A 23,939-nucleotide genomic window follows, 5' to 3' on the forward strand; every position below is an offset into this window, starting at 1 on the left:
TTATCAGAAAAAAACAAGCACAAGAAAAGGCTCTAGAAAAACAGCAAACAACAACGCAAGTTACACAACAACCTCAAGTTGTTGAAACGCGTAAAGAATCTACAACTTCCTCTACTCAGACAGTACAATCGGTCAAAAACACTTCGGGATATCACCTAATAGCAGGCGCTTTTAGTACCGAACAAAATGCCAATACACGAGTTAAACAATTGCAAGATAGTGGTTATGCCAATGCTTCAATAGTAGGAAAAAATGCACGCGGATTGTTCTTGGTGGCTTACAAAAGTTTTAATGCTCAATCTGATGCCAATGCTTATAAACAAGAACTTAATAGCAAAGGCGTTGAATCTTGGGTGTATATTAGTAAATAATTTTCTGATGGTAAAAAAGAAAAAAGTTTTTGAATCACGAACAATATTGACCGATACGGTGCTTCCAAGTGAGACCAATGCTTTGGGTAATATGTTTGGAGGTGAGTTGTTGGCTCGAATGGACAGAGCAGGAAGTATTGCTGCTCAGCGGCATTCTGGGCGTGTAGTGGTAACTGCTTCGGTAAATCATGTTGCTTTTAAAAAATCGATATCTCAGGGAAGTATTGTAACTATTGAAGCTTCAGTTTCAAGAGTTTTCACCACATCTATGGAAGTTTTTATAGATGTTTGGGTTGAAGATTACGTACGTGGAGGGCGAGTAAAAAGCAATGAAGCTATCTATACTTTTGTAGCAGTTGATGACCACGGACATCCTATTGAAATTGACGAAATAGAACCTGAAACCGACTTGGAAAAAGAACGTTATCAAGGAGCCCTACAACGAAGACAATTAAGTCTGGTCTTAGCAGGAAAACTAAAACCTCACGAAGCTACCGAAATCAAAGTTCTTTTTGATAAATTGGAATCTTGATTTTCTACCTCTTTTAGTATTCAATTTTTACACTTGGTACCATATTTTTGGTATCATAAAAGAAAAATGAACTAATTTTTAAATTTTCTACACCTATGGGTTTTGAAACAAAAGCTATACTGGGCGCGAGATACAATGGTAATAGTAAATCAATGGCAAAGTTGTATCAATATGGCCTTAACCTTTCGTATCAAAGAGTATGTAAAATATCAAGAGTTTGAATATGCTCGTATAACTAATCCGACTCGAAAAAAATGTGAAACACTTATTGCCAAGCTCGAAAACGGAAAGTATGGTTTTGGTTTTCCCTTGTAGATACTACTGACTTAAAAAACATTGATGATTTAATCGCCAATTTCAAACAAACCTTAGAAAAATAACTTTCCTTATTATTGTGAATCTAATATAATTATTGACAAACATAATCAAACTATGAATTCTACTAAAAAAAGAAAACCAATTTTCTGGGTTCCTACGGTATATTTCGCTATGGGAATTCCTTTTATTGCCTTATCATTAGTCTCTACTATTATGTTTAAAGATTTGGGTGTTTCCAATGAAGAAATCGCATACTGGACATCGCTCCTTACGCTACCTTGGTCACTCAAATGGCTTTTTAGTCCAATAATGGAAACATTTGGAACTAAAAAACGATATATTGTACTAACCGAAATTATTAGTGCGTTACTCTTCGGGATGATTATTTTTGCACTCCCACTTACTGATTTTTTCAAAATAACACTTGCTTTAATGGCAGTAATTGCTATAAGTGGCTCTATACACGATATTGCTGGCGATGGGGTGTATATGCAAGAATTGGATACCGAAACACAAAGCGTATATTCGGGTTGGCAGGGAGCGTTTTACAATATGGCAAAAATTCTTGCCAATGGTGGTTTGGTTTTCCTTGCCGGATGGCTTACAAGCAAAGGAGGTTTTAATCAAATACAAGCTTGGCAAAGCATTATGGTTATCTTTGCAATAATTATGGCAGGTATTGGGTTGTATCACATTAAGTTTTTACCACAAAGTCAGGTAAAAAATTTAGACAAAGAACCTTTCAAACCTGTTTTCACAACAATGATTGCTATAAAAATAATTAGTTTCTTAGCCATAGGATGTGCTGTATGGTTTTTGAGTAATACGTCTTTTATTCAGAATAATTTTTATCAAACATTCTTGCTTTTGGGTGGAATTCTTCTTTTCACTTTCTTTTTGTTTATACTAATGGATATTTTCGCTCCAAGCAAAAGTAAAGAAACCAAATTAGTTTTTAAAGAATTTTTCAAAAAGAAATACATTGGTCTGTATCTTATTTTTATCTTTCTATACCGCTTTGCCGAAGGATTAGCAATGAAAATTGCACCTATTTTCTTAAAAGACAACCCCCAATTGGGTGGCATTGGGCTCTCTAACGAACAATACGGACTTATATACGGAACTTTCGGGGCGGTAGCCTTTGTATTGGGTTCTATTCTGGCAGGTTATTATATTTCTCGTTTCGGACTGAAAAAAGTATTATTTTCGTTAGTCTGCATTTTTAATATTCCATTTGTTGTATACTTGCTCTTTGCCATTTATCAACCAGAGAATATGATTCTTATTGCTACGGGAATCATTTTTGAATATTTTAGTTATGGATTTGGTTTTGTGGGACTTATTTTATTTATGATGCAACAGATCGCTCCTGGTAAATACCAAATGGCACACTATGCTATTGCTAATAGTTTAATGAATTTAGGTGTTATGATTCCCGGAATGATAAGTGGTTACCTCAGTACAACACAAGTTCAAAAACAATTACTTACTTTCATTGGTTTAGGAAATCAAATAGAAGTACTTTCACCATATTTAGGATACGAATTATTTTTTATTTTGGTAATGATAATGACTCTTCCTGCCATCTTGATAACTAAGTTTGTTCCTTTTACTCACGATGATAGTAAAAATTGATTTGTATTAAATTTTTATTTCAAACAAAAACGCATGAAACGAGCTTATTTCCTGTATCTAATTACTTTTTTTAGCATTTTTTCGACAAAAGCACAAAAATTGAACGATTGTTCCCGCTGCCTGACCGAAATTATTACGCTTGAAGAAATTCAAGCATTTAGTATTGATGAAGTTCAATTTCTGCTCAATGACCTATATGCACGCAAAGGTTTTACGTTTGAGAACTTTGACCTCCAAGCCTATTTTGTAGGAGAAAGCTGGTATCAACCAACTAACAATCAAGATATTATATTTAATGACATAGAAACTCAAAACATAGAATTATTCAAATCATATGTAAAAAAATTGGAACTTAATCGTGATGATTTATTACTAAACATTCGCATTTTCAAAGAATTGATACAAAACAAAGATGCTGAAAAACTACAACGTATGTTTCGATTTCCGTATACAAAATTTGTAGAAAATGACAAAATAAAACATTTGCAAGCTATTTTGAAATATATCCCTTTTGAAGAAACACATTATTACAAAAACAACGGATATTATCGTTTTTCAATTGATACGGGGCGTACCAAAACAGATTATATCTTCCGAATAGAAGGCAGTTCAATTCATTTTTTGTATAATTCGGGAGGATTGTCAGAAATTATTGAAAAAAGAAATCAATATACCACCCTCCTACCCGATGAAGGCAAAGAATTTACCATTGATTGGGAATTTTTGTTTGAAAATAACCAATTTACATTTGTACATTTTATTAGTTCTCAATAAAAAATTACCTTTTCAGATAACTTTTAAAGTTTTAATCTTCAATTTTTATTTTCAACTCATCAAAGATACGAAGTCGAATACTTCCCCAAGGAACATTTGTCCTGACAATGGTTTCTTCCCCATCAATAAATAAATAATTTCTCAAATAAATTTCTTCTCCTCTTTTAACACCATCTAAAAGTAGTATCGTAATCGGGCTAGAAACATACATATCTTCGACAGGAACATATTGAAGCGTTTCGATATATTCGATAATTGGTTTATTATCTTTGAAAAGCGTAATACCAATAGGAGCTACATTCCATACTTTGATAGTAAAAAGATTTTTTAAATAAGGTTTTATTTCCTCATCTTGATGAACATCTATCTCATAATTGCTCATTTTTTCTTTGCTACGAAAAAGTTTTGTAGGAAATTTGCACACAATACGTAGCGTATCGCCTACTTTGTAGCTGCTTTTTTCATTTTGAATAAAAAGGCTTTTGTTAGGATTAAAGAGTACCATTGGCTCTTTCCCAATAAACATTTGTGCGAATTTCTCGCAACTTACCAATACAATACTTATAGAAAATATAAGCAGTACATTTTTCAATTTAATATCCATAAGCATAAAGGGCTTTTGTTACTTTATCAAACAAAAAAATAAACTCTGCTTTAAAGCAGAGTTTATTTTCCTATTTCTTATTGAAAATATTGGTCAATAACTGTTTTTCTTACTTCTACTTCTTTATTATCTTTAAGCGTACGTACTTTATATCCGATAGGCACAGCCGATTCTATCAAATCTTTTGCACTTGGATCTTTTAAGAAAGAGATAAATGAGTCATAACTATCTATTTTCTTAGAATGGTTAAGAGGTCCCCCTGCGGCAACTACTTTTATTTTACCTTTTGCAAACCAATCTCTAACTGTTTTTCTATACGTTCCACTAACATCTACATCAACTATCTTAACAACATCTACTTGTACAGAAGCATCAATATAGCTTTTCACTTCTTCTGCTGAGCGTTCTGTTTCGATAAGCAAATGCGCTATACGCCCATAATCTACACTACTTACATATACAGGTTCGGTTTCTCCTATATTTTTAAGTTCTCCCCATTCGCTGGCTTGTTTTGGATCAACAGCAATATTGTAAAGTGGTTGTCTTACTTTTATCAGTACATATTCTTTCCCGTTAATTCTAAACTCAGAAGGATTATATGTAAAATCTACTTCTACCAATTTTTTAAGCACATCAACCCCTACGTGTAAGTGAAAAGACTTGTTAAAACTACTAATAGAGCCTACCTTTTCAGAAATATATGTGATGTAAGTAGGTGCTTTTTCGTAGTCAATCTTATCTGTATTTTCCTTCTTAAAATCATTGATTTTCTGACGAACATCACTCAATACAGGAAGTGATTGTTTTTTTACATCTAACCCTTTTCCTTGCAAAGAAGCTGAAAGAGTAATTTCCTTAGGACCTGAAATTACGATTGGGTCATATTTCCCTTCCAAGAATGAATCTCCACGAAGTACGCTTCCGGGGAAAATAACATCTAGGTTCCATTCATTGACCAATTGCATAGGGTTTAGTAGTACTTGCTTACGCTCCGTAATTAACTTCTGTCCTCCTTGTGCTTTATAAGGATCAGTAGTAGGAATAATCTGCGAAGCTTCCGCAGGAAATTCTACTTTTTTAAGTTTAGCTAACTCAATAGCAACTGGATCGGTGAGGTTGGTAGTTCCTCCATTGTCATTGTCTTTATTACAAGATACAGCCAAGACTAAGCTTGCTACCAAAGCTGGAATGAAAATTTTTTTTCTCATTTTGAAAAAATTTTAATTATATTTCGGTTAATTTTTATTCTCTTACCGAGATTTTTTCGGTGTAAAAAGTCCTTACTTGTACCTCTTTATTATCTCTAACAGTACGGATTTTATAACTAATCGGTACTGCCGATTTTATAAGTTCCTCAGCATTAGGTACATGTAAATAGTCTATAAATGAATCTAAATCATTGATTGCTTTACCCTGCTTTAAAGGTCCTCCAAGAGTTATTATTTCTTTTTTTAATGAATTAAAACTTCGAGCATAATCTTCATTTGAGGTTGAACCTCCTCTTACTCTTACTAAAAAACCCGCTCTTAGCGCTCCTTCTACCTTGCTACGGGTCTGTTCGGCACTTTCATTGGTTTCTATAAGTAAATGCGCTACACGCCCGTAATCTACACTGCTTATATATACGGGTTCATAACTCCCCAAATTACTATTGTTCATATCGCCCCATTGGTCATACGGCTTAGGGTCAACAGCTATATTATAGAAAAATTGGCGTACTTTGATAAGCACATACTTAGAACTGCTTGATGATGAAAAAGAAAATTCGCGATTGAAACTACCTTTTGCTAACCCAAACAAAGCACTTGCTCTTCCGTGCGTACGCATAGCTTTGTTAAAACTTGCCGAAGTTTCAACAATATTTGCATAATAGTTCAGATAGGATGGAGCTACATCATGTTCAATTTTGTTATCGGTTATTAAATCATTCATCTGTTGGCGAACATTACTTACCGAAGGCATAGATGTTTTCTTAACAGAAAGTCCCTTTCCGCGTAGGGAGATAGATATGGTTATTTCTTTGGGGGCTGTCAGTACCACAGGGTCAAGACCTCCCTCCATAAACGAGTCGCCTCTGAGTATGCTACCAGGGTAAATAACGTCAGCATTTTTCTCATCAATAAGTTCTACAGGGTCAATCGGAAAAGATTTTTTTACTTCTTTTAAAACTTCTTTCTTGCCGTTGCCCAAGTCTCTTACAACCTTAGAATTGACAACCTCTCCACTTTCATCTGGGAAAATGACTGCTTTAAGCTCTGCCAATCGCTCGCCAAGGTCTTCACTATCGCTCTTATTACAAGATACTGTTACTGCTGTAAAACCTATAAGTAAGGCTATTACAGGATTAAAATTTCTTAGTTTCATATTACAAAATTTGAATTTTTATTTGTATCAATCATGATTTTTTATTTTTATATTGTAGTATTCTATTGTATATTCGGGTAGTCCTTTGGGTTTTTTACGGATTTGTAATTTTTGTATATACTCTGGTTTGTCTTCTTTATCAAATAACTCATCACGAGTTAAAAACTCGAATTCTCTAAAAAGTTCATATCTTTTTTCTCGTATCATTTTTATATTTTCTCGTGTAATGATAATGATTTCAAAAGTACATTCATATTCTACATTTTGCTCTGTAAGATAAACATCTGTATCGTTAGCTCCGTCATCAACTTTGAAAAACCAACTACGTCTCGTATGATAACTATCATAATAAGTACTCAGTCGTACCGCATTAAAATTTTCTTTAATCTTTATAGCATCTCCTACTTGTCGATTGCCTTTCCATTTTTGCAATTCATATGTATGCTTAAATGTACCGGGTACTAACGGGCGTATATATAGCGTATGCTTTCCCTTACCCGAAAAAGAAATATAGGCAGGTTTGTTGTTTATGACTGAGTCTGTATTACTTAAAAACAAACCATAATCTTTCCAAAGTATCTGATGATAGCTATTCCCTTCACGTATTGGTACTAACCGATATTCTATATTAGCATTGTTATCTACATCTGAAATAGTTAGCTCATAGGGTATATAATCATCCACTTGTATATTAGCCTTGTTTTTAGTTATTTCTGTAAAATTTTCCCTTAGTGTTACCGAAAAATCCGCTTCGTCTGTTTGCTTATTGCACGCCACAAATAGTACAAACAGCCCACATATTCCCCAAAGTTTCCATATCGTTTTCATAGTTTATTTTAGATTTTTATACTATAAATCGGTTTTTATATTATGATACTCTATAATATATTCTGACAAATCTGAAAATTGTTGTATTATTTTAATCTGCTTTATCCCTTTACCAAGCCCCGAAGTATCGTTGTTCTTTTCTAAAAAACGATTCATTTGATTAGGATTAAATCTCCCTTCACTCCGATCACCTTTATTTGTAGTTAATATATAATTTTGTTCTAAATTAGAATTACTACTTAAATATGTATCTGTCTCTTCATCTCCATCATTAATTTTAAAATAATAATTCTCTATTTTTTCTTTCTTACGAAATATAATATAATTTTTTTCTTTATAAATTTCCGACTTCCCAACCTCAATCTTTACTGCATTAAAATTCACATTTAGTTTTATAGCATTACCTACGGCTTTTCCATTTACATATTTTTGTAATTCGTATAGGTGCTTAAACGTACCAGGTACATACGGGCGTATATAAAACGAATGTGTTCCCCTTTTGTAGAAAGAAATATATTTTTTATCGGTATCAGGAGGTGTTTTATCATCACCCGTTAGGTGCAAACCAAAGTCTTTCCATATTGTTTGGTGAAACGGTTTACCTTCCCATATAGAGGTTAAACGGTACTCTACATTTTCGTCTTTTTGACTATCTTCGATAGTAATCGTATAAGGTATATAGTCTTCTACTTGTATATTTCGCTCATTTTTGAGCGGGTCTATAAAGTTTTGTACTATCGTAGCATTATACATAGAAGAAGTATCATCGCTTTTGCTACACGACCATACAGCCCATAGCACCATTGGTATAACATATAACTTTTTCATAATTCGTTTTATTTTTAATTGTATCTCCGTTATTACTAATAAAAGAGTATATTTGCTAAAATCTAAGAATTAGAAATGAATATAATAACTCAAAATCAAATAGTTATGATTTGTGCTTCTGATAAATCATTATAGTAAAAACCATTTATTACACTAAACGGACATACAATTATTTTTATTATCAAATTCTGGGGCAAACCTAAAAAAAAAACATATGCAAATTTTTCTTATTAAATTTTTCACTTTTTTCAGCCATATCAAAATAATACAAAAAACATATCTATTATTTTCTGTTTTTTTCACAATAAAACCTTTTAAAATAAACATATGTTATTCATAATACTTTTAATATTGAAAAAATATCACTTCTTATAAAAATTGTTTGTATTTTATTATTTTTTATAACTTTGCGATTTCTAACTATGTGCAATGTTTTTAAAAGTATATCACTTTGTTTCCAAATACAAATGGCTTAGTATCATCGTATTAACACTATGGATAGTAATGGCTATATTTGCCTTTGGACAGATTCGTTTTGAAGAAGACATTACCCAAGTAATTCCTAAACATGAAAAATCAGATATTACGACAAAAGTATTAAAACAAGTTAATTTTTCTGATAAAATATCCGTCATTATCGAAAAACAAACCGCTGGAACACTTACTCAAATGCAACAATATGCCGATGAACTCTGTGATAGCTTGAAACATTCGCCCTATGTTGCACAAATACAAGGTGTTGTAAGTGAGCAAGAAAAGCTACAAACCTGGCAGTTTGTCAATAAGCATTTGCCCTTGTTTTTGAACGAGCCTGACTATCAAAAAATAGAGCAACGTTTAACTACTGATAGTCTGCAAACGATGGTCGAGGCGCACTACAAAACATTGCTCTCGCCCGCAGGTATCGTAGCTCGTGATTTTATCCGTAAAGACCCGCTGGGACTTACCTTTGAAGGACTCAAAAAGTTGCAACAGCTCAACTTGGGTACCGATTTGAACCTCTCTAACGGATATGTCGTAACGGCTGACCAAAGTTGCTTACTCCTTTTTATCAAACCTACATACAGCGGAACTGACACTGAGCATAATACGCATTTTGCAGAGAAAATCAATCAGTTACAAAAACATCTTGACCAAAAATACGAAAACCAAGTCTCCTCTACATTCTTCGGAGCGCCTTTGGTAGCGGTAAATAATGCACAACAGATTAAAAATGACATACTTACCACTGTTTTGGTTTCGCTCTCGGTGCTTTATTTGCTACTTGTTTTTTTCTATCGTAACTTCTATGTGCCTTTTGTGATTTTTATTCCTGCGGGGCTTGGTGTATCGGTTGCTTTTGTAGTTTTATTTTTGCTAAAAGGAACTATTTCAGCTATTTCGGTAAGTATAGGAGCTGTTCTTCTGGGAGTTACGATTGATTATTCGTTGCATATCTTAACACACTACAAGGTAGTTTCTTCGCCCGAAAGCTTGTATCGTTCGGTGGTTACTCCTGTGATGCTCAGTAGTTTAACTACGGCTATTTCATTCTTTTGCCTGATTTTTGTTCATTCGCAAGTGCTCAAAGATTTAGGTATTTTTGCATTTGTCAGCATATTGATTTCAACTGTTTTGGCGTTGATTCTCATTCCACATTTGTATCCGAAAAAAGAGCATATCAGCAGGCGAAAAACATTTTTGGACAATATAGGTGCATATCCGTTCCATCAGAACAAATGGCTTGTAAGTGGGTGCTTATTGCTAATTATTGCCAGCTTTTTCGGATTTCGAAACATTCGTTTTAACAAAGACCTTTCGGCACTTAATTATATGCCCGAAAATTACAAACAAGCACAACAAAAGTTAGAATCGCTCACGCACTTACAGACCAAGTCGCTCTATATGGTTTCTTACGGGACAACTTGGGATAGTGTTTTGCAAGAGAATTACAAATTGCATCAAACACTAAGCCAATGGAAGCAAAATGGTGATATACAACAATTTAGCTCCTTGGCAGAAATTGTTCTCTCTGAGCAAGAACAACAAAAACGCATTGCTCGCTGGAATCAGTTTTGGGACGAACAAAATAAAACATTTGTACAAAATCACCTTATAGAATATGGCAAAAAAGTAGGCTTTGCCCCTCATACGTATCAAGATTTTTTTGACCTAATTTCTACAAAATATTCACCTATTTCTATGGATGAATATGTTAAAATAAAAGCCATTCCGTGGGACGATTTTATTTCCAACAAAAACGGATTTTATACTATGGTCAGTATCGTAAAAACCGATGAAGCCTCGCAAGCAAGTCTGGCAGAAAAAACACCTTCAAATACAATACTTATCGATAGAAAACACCTGAACGAAACTTTCTTAGGAAAACTCAAAGATGATTTTTCTGGACTTATAACGTATTCATTTATAGCGATTTTCGTAATTTTGTTTTTGTTTTTCAAACGTATCGAATTGGTAATTTTGACAATGTTGCCAATAATAGTTACAGGAATAGTTACTTCAGCGCTGATGAATTGGTTACATATCGAATTTAATATATTCAGCATGATTGTTTGCACATTAGTTTTGGGACATGCTGTTGATTTTAGTATTTTTATGACGTGTGCATTACAAAAACAATATACCACTGGCAAAAATGAACTTCCTGTGTATAAAGTATCGGTACTACTTGCTTCAATAACGACTATATTGGCCATTGGTGTTCTTATTTTTGCCAAACACCCAGCTTTACAATCGGTTGCTTGGGTATCACTTATCGGAATATGTACTGCCTTACTTATCACTTTTATTTTCTATCCTACCTTGTTCAGATGGTTTATATTCAAAAGACCACTTTCAGGAAAGTCGCCTATTACATTACGTTTGTTATTGCAGGCAATTATTTCAATCGGATACTATGTGATTGGAGTTATTTTGTTATCAAATATTATTCTTTTGTTTCACAAATTTTCTCGAAAAAACATGTGGATACGCAAGATAGCTGCTAGCTTTTTAATTTCGGTATTATATTCTGCTCCTTTTATTAGAAAACGTGTTTGTTGTTATGACAAAACTATTTTGAAAAAACCATCAATGCTTATAGCCAATCACACCTCGTGGCTTGATACACTTACTATCTCAATGCTTACCTATCGGATAATTTATTTGGTTAATGATTGGGTCTATAAATCGCCAATTTTTGGTAACTATGTCAAAAAAATGGGTTTTTATCCCGTATCACAAGGTGTTGGTGAAGCTACTGAAACACTTAAACAAAAAGTACAAGAAGGTTTTTCGCTTATGATTTTTCCCGAAGGCAGTCGCTCTCAAACCAATCACATTAAACGTTTTCATAAAGGAGCTTTTTTCTTGGCAGAACACTATGGGCTTGATATTATTCCATTGTACATTCACGGCAATTCGGAAGTTCAACCCAAAGGTGATTTTATTATATACGACGGAGCAATAACTTTAACTATGGGCAAACCTATCGCTTCAAATGATGCGCGCTTTGGAACAAATTATACCGAAAGAACCAAGCGTATCAATCAATATGTTCGAGAAGAATTTACAAAAATACGAATGTCTTTGGAAGATGCTAATTATTTTCGTAAAAAGTTGTTTTTAAACTATTTATATAAAGAAAATGCTATTGTAAGTTTTGTTAAAAAAGATTTTGAACAAAACAAAGAAATTTATCATAAACTCAATCAAGAAATTTCGCCTAATGCACGTATTCTTCGATTTGCTGATGATTACGGACAGCTTGATTTTTTGCTAGCAATATCGGATAGCCAACGAAAAATAACAACTATAATTACCGATGATACCAAGCGTGCTATTGCCGAGCAATCATACATTACAAAAATACGAACAATCACTTATTTGAGTACGCCACCTACTGAAAATTTTGACGTGATTATTTACCCTGATTTTACCATAGAAAAAATAATTTATAACTGAAATATCACAAAATGAGTTCAAATCAAAAATACGATGTTGTCATCATAGGAAGCGGATTAGGAGGACTGATGTCGGCTATTATCTTAGCCAAAGAAGGCAAGCGTGTTTGCGTTTTGGAAAAAAATAATCAGTATGGAGGAAATTTGCAGTGCTTCGTTCGGGACAAAATTCTATTCGATACAGGGGTTCATTATTTAGGAAGTTTATCTGAAAATCAAATCCTTAACAAATGTTTTAAGTATGCCGGAATTATGGATAAACTTGATTTACAACCCTTAAATCCTGATGGTTTTGATTATATCTGTTTTGGCGATGACCCTATTGAATATCCATATGCACAAGGATATACCAATTTTATTAAACAATTAACTTCTTTTTTTCCTTCTGAACAAAAAGCTATTGAATATTATTGCCGTACTTTGCAAGATATTTGTGATAAATTTCCGCTATATCGACTAAAATCAGAAAAATATTATGATAATCTTGATATTTTTTCAATCAAATTGGAAGCATATATTAAAAAATTAACATCGAATACACACCTACAAGCGGTTTTGACCGGAACGAGCTTTTTGTACGGAGGTGTTTCCTCGCAAACACCTTTGTACGTACATGCACTTTCGGTCAATTCGTACATAGAAAGTGCGTGGCGATGCAAAAAAGGAGGTGCACAGATAACCAATTTGCTTATCAAAGAACTACGCAAACACGGCGTAGATTTGTTCAAACATAACCAAGTAACTCATTTTTTATACGACGAGAAAAATATAAAAGCGGTTCAAACAACCCAAGGAAAAACATTTTATGGAACTCTTTTTATTTCAAATATTGATATAAAAACAACACTTCTTTTGGCTGGAAAAGAACGTTTCAAAAAAGCATATTACAATCGTATTATGCGATTAAAACCCATTAGCGCTGCTTTTTCTTTACATATTACTCTTAAACCCAATACGTTCCCATATTATTTGAGTAATTTTTATTATTTTGATAAAAAAGAGCATGTTTGGAATGCCGCTCAATGTCTGCACTTTACTTCCTATTTGCTTACGATGAACCCTTCCAAAGAGCATTCTAATTGGTCAGAAAGTATTAGTATTCTAACCTATATGTCATTTGAACAGGTAAAACAATGGGAATCAACATTTAACACAAAAACTTGTGAACAATCACGCGGAAATGATTATGAAAAATTCAAGCAGCAAAAAGTAGAAGAACTCATCTGTTTAGTTGAAAAAAAATTCCCCAATATTCGTCAATGTATAAACAAAATTTATACATCATCTCCGCTTTCATATCGAGACTATATAGGCACTTCGCACGGAAGTATGTACGGATACACCAAAGAAGCTGACTTCCCGATGAATAATTTCATTTTGCCTAATACACACATTCCTAACTTATTCCTAACAGGACAAACGGTCAATATGCACGGTTTGTTTGGGGTTACTATTGGAGCTATACGTACTTGTTCACATATATTGGGTAAAGGCAATTTTTTAATTGAAAAAATACGAAAATCTTAGGTCTGATGCAATTAAAATTTTGTTACATACTTCTTTTACTATTCACTTCGTGTGGTGTAATTCAACATCATAATACAGCACCTAACCTAAAAGATTATTCCGTTATTGTCCCACAAATAGAAGTTCGAGCCGATACCTTACGTACCTTCGGGAAAGATTACGTTATCCGTAATAAACACAAAATGTGGGAGTTATACGCCTCTGGCAATCCGTATCAGTTAGGACTTTCAACAGGTGCTTTATTAGAACCCCTTTATCACAGGCAAGATAGTATTTTTTTTCAAAAAATAAATAATTTTGTTCCTTCTTTGGCAAAACAGAAATTATTACGAATATTCCTTACGTGGTTTATGAAAGAGCTTCCTGAGCATATTATAGAGCCTTATCGGGTTGAACTCTATGGGGTTTCTCGTTATGGTTCTTCTCGGTTCGATTTCATAGCGCCCGCTTATGCACGTAGTATGTATTTGCACGCAACTCACGACTTAGGGCATGCTCTAAGTGACTTGGCTCTTGTGGGCTGTTCTTCTTTGGCAGTTTGGGGCGATAAAACTGCTGATGGGAAAATGTTACTTGGACGCAATTTAGATTTTTACATAGGAGATGATTTTGCACAAAATAAAGTGGTACATTTTATCACCCCCACAGAGGGTATTCCGTTTGCATCGGTGTCGTGGGCAGGTATGATAGGTGTGCTTTCGGGTATGAATCTTAGCGGACTTACTATTACTATCAATACTGGAAAATCAGACCTACCATTCAAAGCAAAAACCCCCATTTCACTTCTTTGTCGAGAGATTTTACAATATGCATCAACTACTGAACAAGCTATTGAAATTGCTCGCAAACGCTCAATTTTTGTTTCAGAATCTATAATGATTAGCAGTATTGAAGATGGGAAAGTGGTACTGATTGAAATATCTCCAAAAAAAATAGATGTATTTCAAGTAAATCCGTCCAAGCAAGCCCTTATTTGTACTAATCATTTCCAAAGTGATACCTACCAAAATGATAAAAATAATTTGCAACAAATGCAAGAGAGCCACTCGGTATATCGATACAAAAAATTGGAAGAACTCATTAAACAAAACAAAACAATTACTCCTGAAATAATGGCTTCAATACTGCGTAATACCGAAGGACTTGCAGGAGAAAATATTGGCTATGGCAACGAAAAGGCACTCAATCAACTTTTGGCACATCATGCTGTTATTTTCAAACCCGAAGACAGACTTATGTGGGTTTCTACCAATCCATACCAATTGGGAGAATTTGTAGCATACGATTTACAAGAAATTTTCTCAAAAAATGAAATCGTTTATACTTCGGGCGAAAAAGAAGATTTATCACTGCCTGCGGACGATTTTTTGCAAACACAAACCTACGAAGATTATCAGAAATATCGCATCGAAGAACAAGTGCTACAAGAGGCTATTTCACAGAAAAAGAAAATTTCACAAGAACAAATACACGCTTATCAGAAACTAAATCCAAATCTGTGGAAAGTATATGCTAAAGTGGGTGAATATTATTATTCAAAAGGCTGGTATAGAGCTTCGTATTTACAATTTCAACAAGCTCTTAGCAAAGAAATCCCATCAACCTTTGAACGCAAAAAAATAGAAAAAAAACAACTCAATATACAGCGAAAAATACATATTGAAAATGATACCAGAGATAGAAAAAAAATCAAGTTTAGAAATTAAACTTTTGCAAGAAGCCAAACTACGCGAACTGATGACTTATGTAAGTTTGCATTCACCTTATTACAAACGACTTTTTGCTTCTTATCATATTGATCCGAAACAAATTCGTACCTTAGAAGATTTACAACAAATTCCTACTACTTCCAAAGATGATTTGCAACAATTCAATAATGATTTCTTGTGTGTATCTCCCTCAGAAATAATTGATTATGCAACAACTTCTGGAACAATGGGTGCTCCTGTTACATTTGGTGTAACTGACCGCGATTTAGACCGACTTGCCTACAACGAAGCCATATCGCTTTCTTGTGCAGGAATACAAAAAGGCGATATTGTACAACTAATGACAACAATTGATCGTCGATTTATGGCAGGATTGGCATATTTTTTAGGTATTCGCAAATTGGGAGCTAGTATTATTCGTGTGGGCGCAGGTATCCCTGAAATGCAATGGGATTCAATACTGAAATACAAACCCACATACCTTATCGCTATTCCTTCTTTTTTGCTAAAAATGATAGAGTATGCACAGAAGAATCATATTGATTTTAACAAAAGTTCTGTCAAAGGAGTAATCTGTATTGGTGAATCGCTTCGAGGACAAGATTTTTCTCCCAATGCTCTAACAAAGCGCATTACCGATTTGTGGAATATTAAACTCTATTCAACTTATGCTTCTACCGAAATGAGTACCACTTTTACAGAATGTGATGCCTTACAAGGAGGGCATCATCACCCTGAACTTATCATTACAGAAGTTATTGATAATCAAGGTTTTCCTGTTCCAGAAGGTACTTGTGGCGAATTAACTATTACTACACTCGGTATAGAGGCAATGCCTCTTATTCGTTTCCGTACAGGTGATATGGTCACAATGCATTCCGAGTCTTGTTCGTGTGGGCGAACAACAGCTCGTATAAGTCCCGTACTTGGTCGAAAACAACAAATGATTAAATATAAAGGAACAACTCTGTATCCGCCTGCTCTGATGGAACTTTTGGCTTATTTTGAAGAAGTGAAAAATTATATAATTGAAATAAGCACCAATGAAGTTTGGACTGACGAAATTCTGATAAAAATAGGAACAAACACGCCATCATCTGAATTAGAAGAAGCTATTCGAAATCATTTCCGAGCTAAAATACGCGTTGTTCCCAAAATAGAATTTTACAATGTAGAAACTCTTGAAAAATCAATTTATCTTCCTAACAGACGTAAACCTGTTCATTTTATAGACAAAAGAAAAGAAAATCTGTAATCAATTTTTAAATAAAATACTTTTTTTAAAAAATAAATAGGTACAAATTTGTATTTTTGCAAACAAATTTATTACTCAATGTTACAATCAATGACAGGTTTTGGGAAAAGTTCTATTCAACTTGCCCAAAGAAAAATAAATATTGAAATCAAATCGCTCAATAGCAAGAACTTAGATATCAATGCACGTATTGCATTGATTTTCAAAGAAAAAGAACTAGAAATACGCAAAAAAATTGGTGATTTGCTCCAACGAGGCAAAATAGATTTCACACTATCTATTGAAAATACAACTGACAAAACCTCTTCTATCATCAATACAGCGGTGGTTCGTTCATACATCGCCCAACTACAAAATGTTGTCGACGGCGACCCTACCGAATTGCTCAAAATGGCTGTACGTATGCCCGATGCACTAATTCCTCCTGTTGAAGAAATTAGTGAAGAAGAATTTCAAATTATTGCAAAAGTTATCAAAGAAGCTATTTTTCAACTTCAAGAATATCGGCAAAAAGAAGGGAAAATCTTACACAACGAACTTGAACTTCGGATACAAAACATCCGACAACTTTTGGAAAAAATCGAACAAATAGACCCCGAACGTCTCAAAACAATCCGAGAGCGACTTGATAAATCAATTACTGAGATTCGTGACAAAGTTGATGAAAATCGTTTTGAACAAGAACTTATTTTTTATTTGGAAAAATTGGACATTACCGAAGAAAAAGTCCGGCTTGCTAACCATTTGAATTATTTTACAGAAACACTAAATGATTCTGTTTCTAATGGAAGAAAACTCGGATTTATTTCTCAAGAAATTGGACGAGAAATCAACACATTGGGTTCAAAAGCTAATCACGCTCCTATGCAACAAATTGTCGTACAAATGAAAGACGAGTTGGAAAAAATAAAAGAACAAATATTGAACATATTATAAAAAGAGGCTAAAAGCCTCTTTTTTATTGACATCTTTGTGATTTATATTTATAAAAGATATCTACCAACCAGGATTTTGAACTAATGTACCTCTATTATTCTGTATCTCTGTATAAGGAATTGGGTACAGATACATTCTTCGTTCAAATTTGCGTGGTAAAGGATCATTGTTTACTTTTTGGTAAAATGTTCCATCCGATTCATTTCCGTTCATATTCATTCCTTTAAAATACCCTCCTTGTCGTCCTTCTTCTTTATCTGCAACGAGCCAACGTCTTACATCAAAATAACGTTGTCCTTCGGCAAAAAGTTCAATACGTCTTTCCAAATGAATGGCTTCACGCATTGCCTGTTGATTGCCTATAATACCTGTTTTTATTCCATCAGTTGCCATTTTTTGATAGCCAGGTATTCCTGCACGCTCACGAATTTTGTCTAAATATTCTACAATTTTAGGATCATTAGGGTTAATCTCATTAAGCACCTCTGCATATAGTAAATAAAAATCCGCTAAACGGAAAATGATGGAAGTACGATATACTTCTTTATTCGCTCCTCCCAATGTAGGGTGAATAGTTCGATTGTTAAACTTGTATGCTAAATATCCTGTTGTAGGATATCCTCCTGTGGTATTATTGCTACTTACTTTTTCTCGATACCCTATATTTTTATCCACAGAAGTTGAGGAAATATCTTTGGAGAAAAATACACGAGTCGCTTTGGCCAAATTAGCATCTTTGTTTTGCATTTTTCTATTGGTTGTAATATCATGCCAACTTCTACCCTGATACATTATAGAAGCATAAAAACGAGGTTCTCGTTTAGCATACATATTAGAAATATTGGGATCTGTAATTCGTATTGCTGTTCCTCCTTGTGGTGTATGCAATGTTGCGGGATTTTCAACATTAGTTTTTCCATAATCTATATAACCCGAATTAGGGTCTGTTATTTTGAGCCCATTTGCCATAAAGAAAGCATCTACGGTTTCTTGTGGTACTCCTATTGTTCCTGCAAGTGCATTTCCCGAAGGGACTTGTATATCACGGGGTGTTTGAGCAAACTCCACATCTTTCCAATTTTGTATGGCATTTGCCCAAATAATCTCCTTATTATATCTTTGAAATACTTCATAAACGTTTAAATGAGGGTCATTATTAGCACTTTTGTATAACTCATAATGTCCTTGATTAGCATAAGCAAAAAATGCTTCTAATGCTTCTTTGGCTTTCTCCCATTTGTTAGGGTCTTTATCTGGAAAAAGCCTTTTGCCATTATTATTAATTATACTCAAAGCTTCAGTATATTCACCATTATACAATGGAGATGCAGCTAAGGTAAGTATTTTGGCTTTGAGGGCTAAAGCAACCCCTTTGGTTGGTCTAACAATTCTTTTTTCGTCAAAAGTATCACCTATATAGTGGGTTTCATACAGTCCTTCCAAGGCTTGTTCTATATCTTTTACAATATCTGCAACAACTTCATCAACCGAATTTCTCTCAAATTGAATATCTGTTTGCGAAGGATGAATTACTCTACCCGACATTATTGTAATGGGACCATACAATTCAAATAATAAATAATGAGAATATGCTCGAAAGAAAAATGCTTCTGCTTTCAGTCGTTTTAATTCTTCTTCATTGATAGAATCAGATTCTCCTACTCGTCCAATGGGTTTAGCTTTCTCCAAAAATACATTACAAATCCGAATTACTTTGTACAATTGATCCCAACGATGATGTGGTGCATTAGTAGCTAAATATCCATTTATAGGAGTTGTCTTTAAATTTCCATTTAGGTATGCCACCATATCATCGCTTAAACAAACCCAAGGGTTTTGCATTCCATTTCTATCTCCTCCTGTGTAAGCCGAGTAATTAGGAAGAGCATTGTATATTCCACCATGAAAACGACGTGCTTGAGCAGGATTATCTGTTAGTACGAAATCTACACTATCTGATGCTGAAAAATCATCTTGCACATCAAGGTATTTACTACACGAAGTGATATTCATAAGTATAAAAATAGAGAATAGTAGTATAATAATATATTTTTTCATTGTAATTCATTTATAAAGTTAAATCAACTCCTATATTATAGCTTCTTTGCAAAGGATAATTATAATAATTACCTCCTTGTTCAGGATCATAATATTTAATATGATCCCACGTCATAAGGTTTTGTCCTAATATATAAATACGAAAAGCTTTCATTTTCATTTTAGATACAGTTTCTTTTGGGAATCGGTAACCAACTTCAAAGTTTTTAAAACGAAGAAAATTTCCGTTACGTAGCCACCAAGTACTTTGTCTCAAATCGTTAATATTTTTATTTTCAAGCATTAGGCGTGGCAATACCACATTTTGACTAGGATTTTCAACAGTCCAGCGACTTAGTGCAAATTGCTTAGCCGATGTAACACGTGGATCTACTCCTGAGAAAGGCATCATCTGTGTAGGTGATAAATAAACACTTACATTGGCAGCTCCTTGAAAAAATGTAGAAACATAGAAATTTTTATAATCCAACGAGAAACCAAATCCATAAGCAATTTCAGGTCTGTTCGGATAAACACCATCAGGAGTTCGTGTCCAATCACCTTCATCAATAACTCCATCTCCATTTAAATCGGCATATTTAATATTTCCAGGAAACACAGCCCCCCATTTAGGAATAGGAATGCCTGATTTTAAAGTATATGTTTTAACCCCAGTGGTAGGGTTGGTCGTTATATTAAAATCACTATCTTGGTATAAGCGTTCAGCAATATAAGCAGTTACTTGACCAATACGGGTTCCTGTTTGATTTTGATATGCTTCCTTACGTGGTATTTCATCTTGTTCTATAATTTTATTACGAGCAAAAGTAAATGTTCCTAATGCAGTTAAAGTGAATTTATCAAAAGTAGTTTTAAAATTCATACTTGCATCAATTCCCCAATTAGAGACCTCTCCATAGTTTTGATATGGATTTTTTTGAAAACCTGTAATAGAACTAATAGTATTTCGCGTAATAAGGATATTTTTACGATAATTATTAAAATAATCAAGTGTTAAATCTATTGCATTAAAAAGATTTATATCAAACCCTATATTACGTTTATCTTCTATTTCCCATTGAATATTAGGATTAAAAGGAGTACGCTCATATATTATTCTTCCTGTACTCTCTGCTCCATTACCAAAGCCTAATGTGATATTTTCATTGGTCCAATTAAGTCGCTCACGATAAGGAAACCTGTCATTAACATCATTAGAAATACGATCATTCCCCGTACGTCCATAAGATAAGCGAAGTTTGAGCTTATTTATATAATTTTTTTGTAGCCAATTTCCTATTACTGCTTCATTAGTTATTAAATACCCTATTCCAATTGCAGGAAAGAAACCAAAACGATGATTTGGAGCAAAATTTTCACTACCTGTAAAACCAAAACTTATATCGGTAAAATACTTATTATTAAATGCATAACTTGCACGTCCTACTATATTTTGTTTCTTATACAAATAAGCAATACCTTGTTTTTGTTCTTCTTTTTGGTTGTACAAAAGAAGTCCAGAAACCGAATGATACCCAAAAGTTCTATTATAATTAAATGAAGTTTCTACATAAATACGTTTATTTCCTCCACTAAATGCTCCTCCACGAGCTTCGGTAGGCGTATTTTGACCCAACATTACTTTTTTCAAGAGCAGTTCTCCATTGGCATCTCTTCCTGTAGCTAAATATGTATTTGGTCTTTTTTCTCTATCTACTTTTGCTACAAAATCAGCATCAAAACTCACACTCCCTTTAAAATATAAACCAGGGGTAATAAAGTTTAAACGCTGTTCAATTCCTACATTACTTTGCATATTAACTCGATATTCTCGAATATATCCTTTAAAATTTAAAGATGTATATGGATTTGCATAGCCATTGGCTGTACTATATTGAGAAGGATATCCATTAGAATACACCATCGGGATAAGATGCGGAGCACTATTAAAGATTTGAGACATAATAGAACCTACACCCGTGCCAGGATAATTGGTAGTTAAATACTGACCACTCAAATCTACTTTGAGTTTAGTAGTTTCAGTTACATCCATATCTATATTGGTACGTAAGTTATAACGTTGCAAACCAATATTTACATCATATACTTTTTCCTTAACATATTCATTTGCATCAATCGGGTTCGATTTAAATAACCCTTCTTCATTAAAGAAAGAAGTTGCTACAAAGAAACGAAGTTTATCTCCTCCTCCTCTAAAATTAAGTGCGAGTCGCTGATTTTGCGCCAAAGGTTTAAGTAGGTCTGTCCAACGTGTATTGGGATAGATATCCGGATCTTCTCCACTTGCATGTTTAGCAATAAGCTCTTCAGTAAATTCGGGTTGATAGCGTCCCAGTCCCCAAAATGAAGGTGCAGGATTTCCAACAGTATTCCATTTGGCTTCATTATAAAGACGCATCCAATTTGGAGCATCTAAAAATTGTAAAATGCGTGTGGGTTGATTTAAAATATAGTCTGCACGAACATCAATATTTGTTTTTTGCATTTTCCCTCGTTTTGAAGTAATTAAGATAACGCCATTGGCTCCTTCTGCACCATATACTGCTGTTGCCGAAGCATCTTTTAGTATAGTAAAAGTTTCAACTTCTTCAGGCGAAATATCATTGATATTACGCGGAACACCATCGACTAAAACTAAGGCTCCTGTACCTCCTGCAAAAGAACTAATTCCTCGTATCCATAATTCAGCATTATCATATCCAGGTTCTCCAGAACGCTGTACAGCTAATAATCCTGATATCCGACCAGCCAAATTGTTAGTAAGTCCTCGTGAAGGCAATTCAATAGATTTTCCCTCAACCGTTGCTATAGAACTAACTACTTTTTGCTTTTCTTGCTTTCCGTACCCAATAAGTACAACTTCTTCAAGTTGTTGAGATTCTTCTTCCAATTTTACATTGATAATCTTTCTATTCCTAATAGCTATTTCTTCAGTATGAAATCCTACGAAAGAAAATACCAATGTAGCATCAGAATCCACACGCAACGAATAGTTTCCATCCAAATCAGTAGTTGTACCTCTGTCTTTTGAACCTTTCACTACAATGGTTACACCTGGTATAGGTTCTCCTTTGTTGTCGGAAACAATCCCCCTCACTTCTATGGTTTGTTGTTGGTATAGTAGTAAATTATTCTTAATACTTACCCCCCCCCCATAAATATTTTCTATACTCAAAACTCCCAATAATATATACACTAAGAGCCATTGAGTAGGTCTGATTGAAAAAAATAATGGTTTATTCATAATAATAATTTTATGGTTTCATCTTCTTATACCACAAGGTCAAGATTTATTTTTTATCTTTTATATAAAATCAAATCTCTTTTAATTATCTTTTTATTCCTCATACTGGTATTTTCGATAGTAATTATAGTCCTAAACATCTTAACAACAACCTAATTGATAAAAAATATTACCTCAGAGGTCATAATTAGATTATTTTTTATCTTTTTTACTATCTAAATTATTCTTTTAAACATCAATAATACTCAAAGAGCTACCTTTATCACTCAAATCTAAGTTTCAAAGTATATATGCAAAGGTATTTTTACTGACTTGTATGTGTTGTTCTACGTGATTTTGCAAAAAATTGTTTCAAATCTTTACGTTTATTTTCAAAACCTACTGCATTGGTAGCTGCTCGAAAATTCGTATATTGATAATCATTCAGAGCATCTTGATAATTATCATAATCGTGAAGGATTTTAGCATTTTTCAGTCTATTTAAAAAACCTTCTAAACGATTTATCGTATTTTCGCATAATGCTCGACTTTTAAAATCTCTAAAAAACTCTTCCCAATCTACATCAATACTTCTAAGTTGAGGTTGTAAAGAAGCATATTCAGCTACTTTATTGATAAACAACTTGTTTTGCTCATTGACTCTACCATAACGATTACGATCTTCGGCTGTAAGATTAATTTTAAAAGGCTCCAATGCTTTTTCTAAAGCAGTAAGCGATTCTGCGATAGCTGTGATTTGTTCTTCTGTCAAATGCACATTATTCAAATTACTAATTGCCATATATATATTTTATTGTTACTAATAATTATATTTCTAAAATAAGAATAAAAGATATTATTTGTTTTGTCATACAAAAGTACAAAAATATTTTAATAATATTTCTTTTATTTAATTAAAACTCAACTTTAACACATTCATAGAAGAAATAGTTATTTTATAACAAAAACAACACTAAATATTCATTTTTTAACCAAAAAACATATTTTCTTAATAACTCAAAATATAGATTCTAAA

The 23,939-nt window shown here is 33.5% G+C and carries 18 protein-coding genes; 10 read left to right on the forward strand and 8 right to left on the reverse strand.

Annotated features, from left to right (window positions below; genetic code table 11):
* The 5 genes from OO775_RS01950 to OO775_RS01970 all read left to right on the forward strand — a co-directional run.
* A partial coding sequence (locus OO775_RS01950; protein WP_264845329.1) for an SPOR domain-containing protein occupies positions 1-371 on the forward strand: 371 nt, incomplete at its 5' end.
* A gap of 7 nt (positions 372-378) precedes the next feature.
* Positions 379-903: an acyl-CoA thioesterase gene (locus tag OO775_RS01955; RefSeq protein ID WP_264845330.1), complete on the forward strand. Its 525-nt coding sequence runs from the start codon at positions 379-381 to the stop codon at positions 901-903.
* Positions 904-1,005: 102 nt separating this feature from the next.
* The gene (locus tag OO775_RS01960; RefSeq protein WP_264845331.1) at positions 1,006-1,218 is read left to right on the forward strand and encodes a PLP-dependent transferase; all 213 of its coding nucleotides are present in this window, start codon (positions 1,006-1,008) and stop codon (positions 1,216-1,218) included.
* 117 nt (positions 1,219-1,335) lie between these two features.
* Positions 1,336-2,856 (forward strand): MFS transporter, encoded by a 1,521-nt coding sequence (locus tag OO775_RS01965; protein WP_264845332.1) that lies wholly within the window; start codon positions 1,336-1,338, stop codon positions 2,854-2,856.
* Between the two features lie 99 nt (positions 2,857-2,955).
* On the forward strand, positions 2,956-3,630 hold the full coding sequence (locus OO775_RS01970) for a YARHG domain-containing protein (RefSeq protein WP_264845333.1): 675 nt from the start codon (positions 2,956-2,958) through the stop codon (positions 3,628-3,630).
* Between the two features lie 31 nt (positions 3,631-3,661).
* On the opposite strand, the gene OO775_RS01975 is transcribed toward OO775_RS01970, so the two are convergent.
* From OO775_RS01975 to OO775_RS01995, 5 genes are all read right to left on the reverse strand, one after another.
* Positions 3,662-4,234, reverse strand: a complete 573-nt coding sequence (locus OO775_RS01975) for a hypothetical protein (RefSeq protein ID WP_264845334.1) — start codon at positions 4,232-4,234, stop codon at positions 3,662-3,664.
* Positions 4,235-4,311: 77 nt separating this feature from the next.
* Positions 4,312-5,442, reverse strand: coding sequence for a thiol-activated cytolysin family protein (locus OO775_RS01980; RefSeq protein WP_264845335.1), 1,131 nt, complete (start codon positions 5,440-5,442; stop codon positions 4,312-4,314).
* Positions 5,443-5,476: 34 nt separating this feature from the next.
* Positions 5,477-6,598, reverse strand: a complete 1,122-nt coding sequence (locus OO775_RS01985) for a thiol-activated cytolysin family protein (RefSeq protein ID WP_264845336.1) — start codon at positions 6,596-6,598, stop codon at positions 5,477-5,479.
* A gap of 27 nt (positions 6,599-6,625) precedes the next feature.
* Complete coding sequence (locus OO775_RS01990; RefSeq protein WP_264845337.1) at positions 6,626-7,426, reverse strand: hypothetical protein; 801 nt, start codon at positions 7,424-7,426, stop codon at positions 6,626-6,628.
* A 21-nt stretch (positions 7,427-7,447) separates the two neighbouring features.
* The gene (locus tag OO775_RS01995; protein WP_264845338.1) at positions 7,448-8,254 is read right to left on the reverse strand and encodes a hypothetical protein; all 807 of its coding nucleotides are present in this window, start codon (positions 8,252-8,254) and stop codon (positions 7,448-7,450) included.
* Between the two features lie 429 nt (positions 8,255-8,683).
* Here OO775_RS01995 and OO775_RS02000 point away from each other — a divergent pair, with 429 nt between their 5' ends.
* From OO775_RS02000 to OO775_RS02020, 5 genes are all read left to right on the forward strand, one after another.
* A complete protein-coding gene (locus OO775_RS02000; protein ID WP_264845339.1) occupies positions 8,684-12,196 on the forward strand; it encodes an MMPL family transporter in 3,513 nt (1,170 codons plus the stop codon).
* An 11-nt stretch (positions 12,197-12,207) separates the two neighbouring features.
* Entirely contained in the window at positions 12,208-13,722 is a 1,515-nt protein-coding gene (locus tag OO775_RS02005) for a phytoene desaturase family protein (RefSeq protein WP_264845340.1), read from the forward strand.
* A 5-nt stretch (positions 13,723-13,727) separates the two neighbouring features.
* Positions 13,728-15,428, forward strand: a complete 1,701-nt coding sequence (locus tag OO775_RS02010; RefSeq protein WP_264845341.1) for a C45 family autoproteolytic acyltransferase/hydrolase — start codon at positions 13,728-13,730, stop codon at positions 15,426-15,428.
* Positions 15,388-16,686: a flexirubin biosynthesis putative acyl-CoA ligase FlxY gene (gene flxY / locus OO775_RS02015; RefSeq protein ID WP_373874539.1), complete on the forward strand. Its 1,299-nt coding sequence runs from the start codon at positions 15,388-15,390 to the stop codon at positions 16,684-16,686. Before OO775_RS02010 ends, flxY begins: the two co-directional genes overlap by 41 nt.
* Before the next feature lie 78 nt (positions 16,687-16,764).
* A complete protein-coding gene (locus OO775_RS02020; RefSeq protein WP_264845342.1) occupies positions 16,765-17,622 on the forward strand; it encodes a YicC/YloC family endoribonuclease in 858 nt (285 codons plus the stop codon).
* 60 nt (positions 17,623-17,682) lie between these two features.
* Here OO775_RS02020 and OO775_RS02025 read toward each other — a convergent pair whose 3' ends face one another.
* From OO775_RS02025 to OO775_RS02035, 3 genes are all read right to left on the reverse strand, one after another.
* Positions 17,683-19,680, reverse strand: coding sequence for a RagB/SusD family nutrient uptake outer membrane protein (locus tag OO775_RS02025; RefSeq protein ID WP_264845343.1), 1,998 nt, complete (start codon positions 19,678-19,680; stop codon positions 17,683-17,685).
* A gap of 10 nt (positions 19,681-19,690) precedes the next feature.
* A complete protein-coding gene (locus tag OO775_RS02030; protein ID WP_264845344.1) occupies positions 19,691-22,924 on the reverse strand; it encodes a SusC/RagA family TonB-linked outer membrane protein in 3,234 nt (1,077 codons plus the stop codon).
* A 304-nt stretch (positions 22,925-23,228) separates the two neighbouring features.
* Complete coding sequence (locus OO775_RS02035) at positions 23,229-23,705, reverse strand: hypothetical protein (RefSeq protein ID WP_264845345.1); 477 nt, start codon at positions 23,703-23,705, stop codon at positions 23,229-23,231.
* Between the last annotated feature and the right edge of the window lie 234 nt (positions 23,706-23,939).

Origin of the sequence: Capnocytophaga catalasegens (assembly GCF_026005215.1) — a bacterium.
Taxonomy (GTDB): Bacteria; Bacteroidota; Bacteroidia; order Flavobacteriales; family Flavobacteriaceae; genus Capnocytophaga; species Capnocytophaga catalasegens.

What these genes read in the sequence shown, in the direction of transcription:
- OO775_RS02000 (WP_264845339.1), top strand. Translation starts at nt 8,684, where the DNA reads ATGTTTTTAAAAGTATATCACTTTGTTTCCAAATACAAATGGCTTAGT.
- OO775_RS01990 (WP_264845337.1), bottom strand. Translation starts at nt 7,426, where the DNA reads ATGAAAACGATATGGAAACTTTGGGGAATATGTGGGCTGTTTGTACTA.
- OO775_RS02020 (WP_264845342.1), top strand. Translation starts at nt 16,765, where the DNA reads ATGTTACAATCAATGACAGGTTTTGGGAAAAGTTCTATTCAACTTGCC.
- OO775_RS01965 (WP_264845332.1), top strand. Translation starts at nt 1,336, where the DNA reads ATGAATTCTACTAAAAAAAGAAAACCAATTTTCTGGGTTCCTACGGTA.
- OO775_RS01975 (WP_264845334.1), bottom strand. Translation starts at nt 4,234, where the DNA reads ATGGATATTAAATTGAAAAATGTACTGCTTATATTTTCTATAAGTATT.
- OO775_RS01980 (WP_264845335.1), bottom strand. Translation starts at nt 5,442, where the DNA reads ATGAGAAAAAAAATTTTCATTCCAGCTTTGGTAGCAAGCTTAGTCTTG.
- OO775_RS02030 (WP_264845344.1), bottom strand. Translation starts at nt 22,924, where the DNA reads ATGAATAAACCATTATTTTTTTCAATCAGACCTACTCAATGGCTCTTA.
- OO775_RS01995 (WP_264845338.1), bottom strand. Translation starts at nt 8,254, where the DNA reads ATGAAAAAGTTATATGTTATACCAATGGTGCTATGGGCTGTATGGTCG.
- OO775_RS02035 (WP_264845345.1), bottom strand. Translation starts at nt 23,705, where the DNA reads ATGGCAATTAGTAATTTGAATAATGTGCATTTGACAGAAGAACAAATC.
- flxY (WP_373874539.1), top strand. Translation starts at nt 15,388, where the DNA reads ATGATACCAGAGATAGAAAAAAAATCAAGTTTAGAAATTAAACTTTTG.
- OO775_RS01955 (WP_264845330.1), top strand. Translation starts at nt 379, where the DNA reads ATGGTAAAAAAGAAAAAAGTTTTTGAATCACGAACAATATTGACCGAT.
- OO775_RS02005 (WP_264845340.1), top strand. Translation starts at nt 12,208, where the DNA reads ATGAGTTCAAATCAAAAATACGATGTTGTCATCATAGGAAGCGGATTA.
- OO775_RS01985 (WP_264845336.1), bottom strand. Translation starts at nt 6,598, where the DNA reads ATGAAACTAAGAAATTTTAATCCTGTAATAGCCTTACTTATAGGTTTT.
- OO775_RS02010 (WP_264845341.1), top strand. Translation starts at nt 13,728, where the DNA reads ATGCAATTAAAATTTTGTTACATACTTCTTTTACTATTCACTTCGTGT.
- OO775_RS02025 (WP_264845343.1), bottom strand. Translation starts at nt 19,680, where the DNA reads ATGAAAAAATATATTATTATACTACTATTCTCTATTTTTATACTTATG.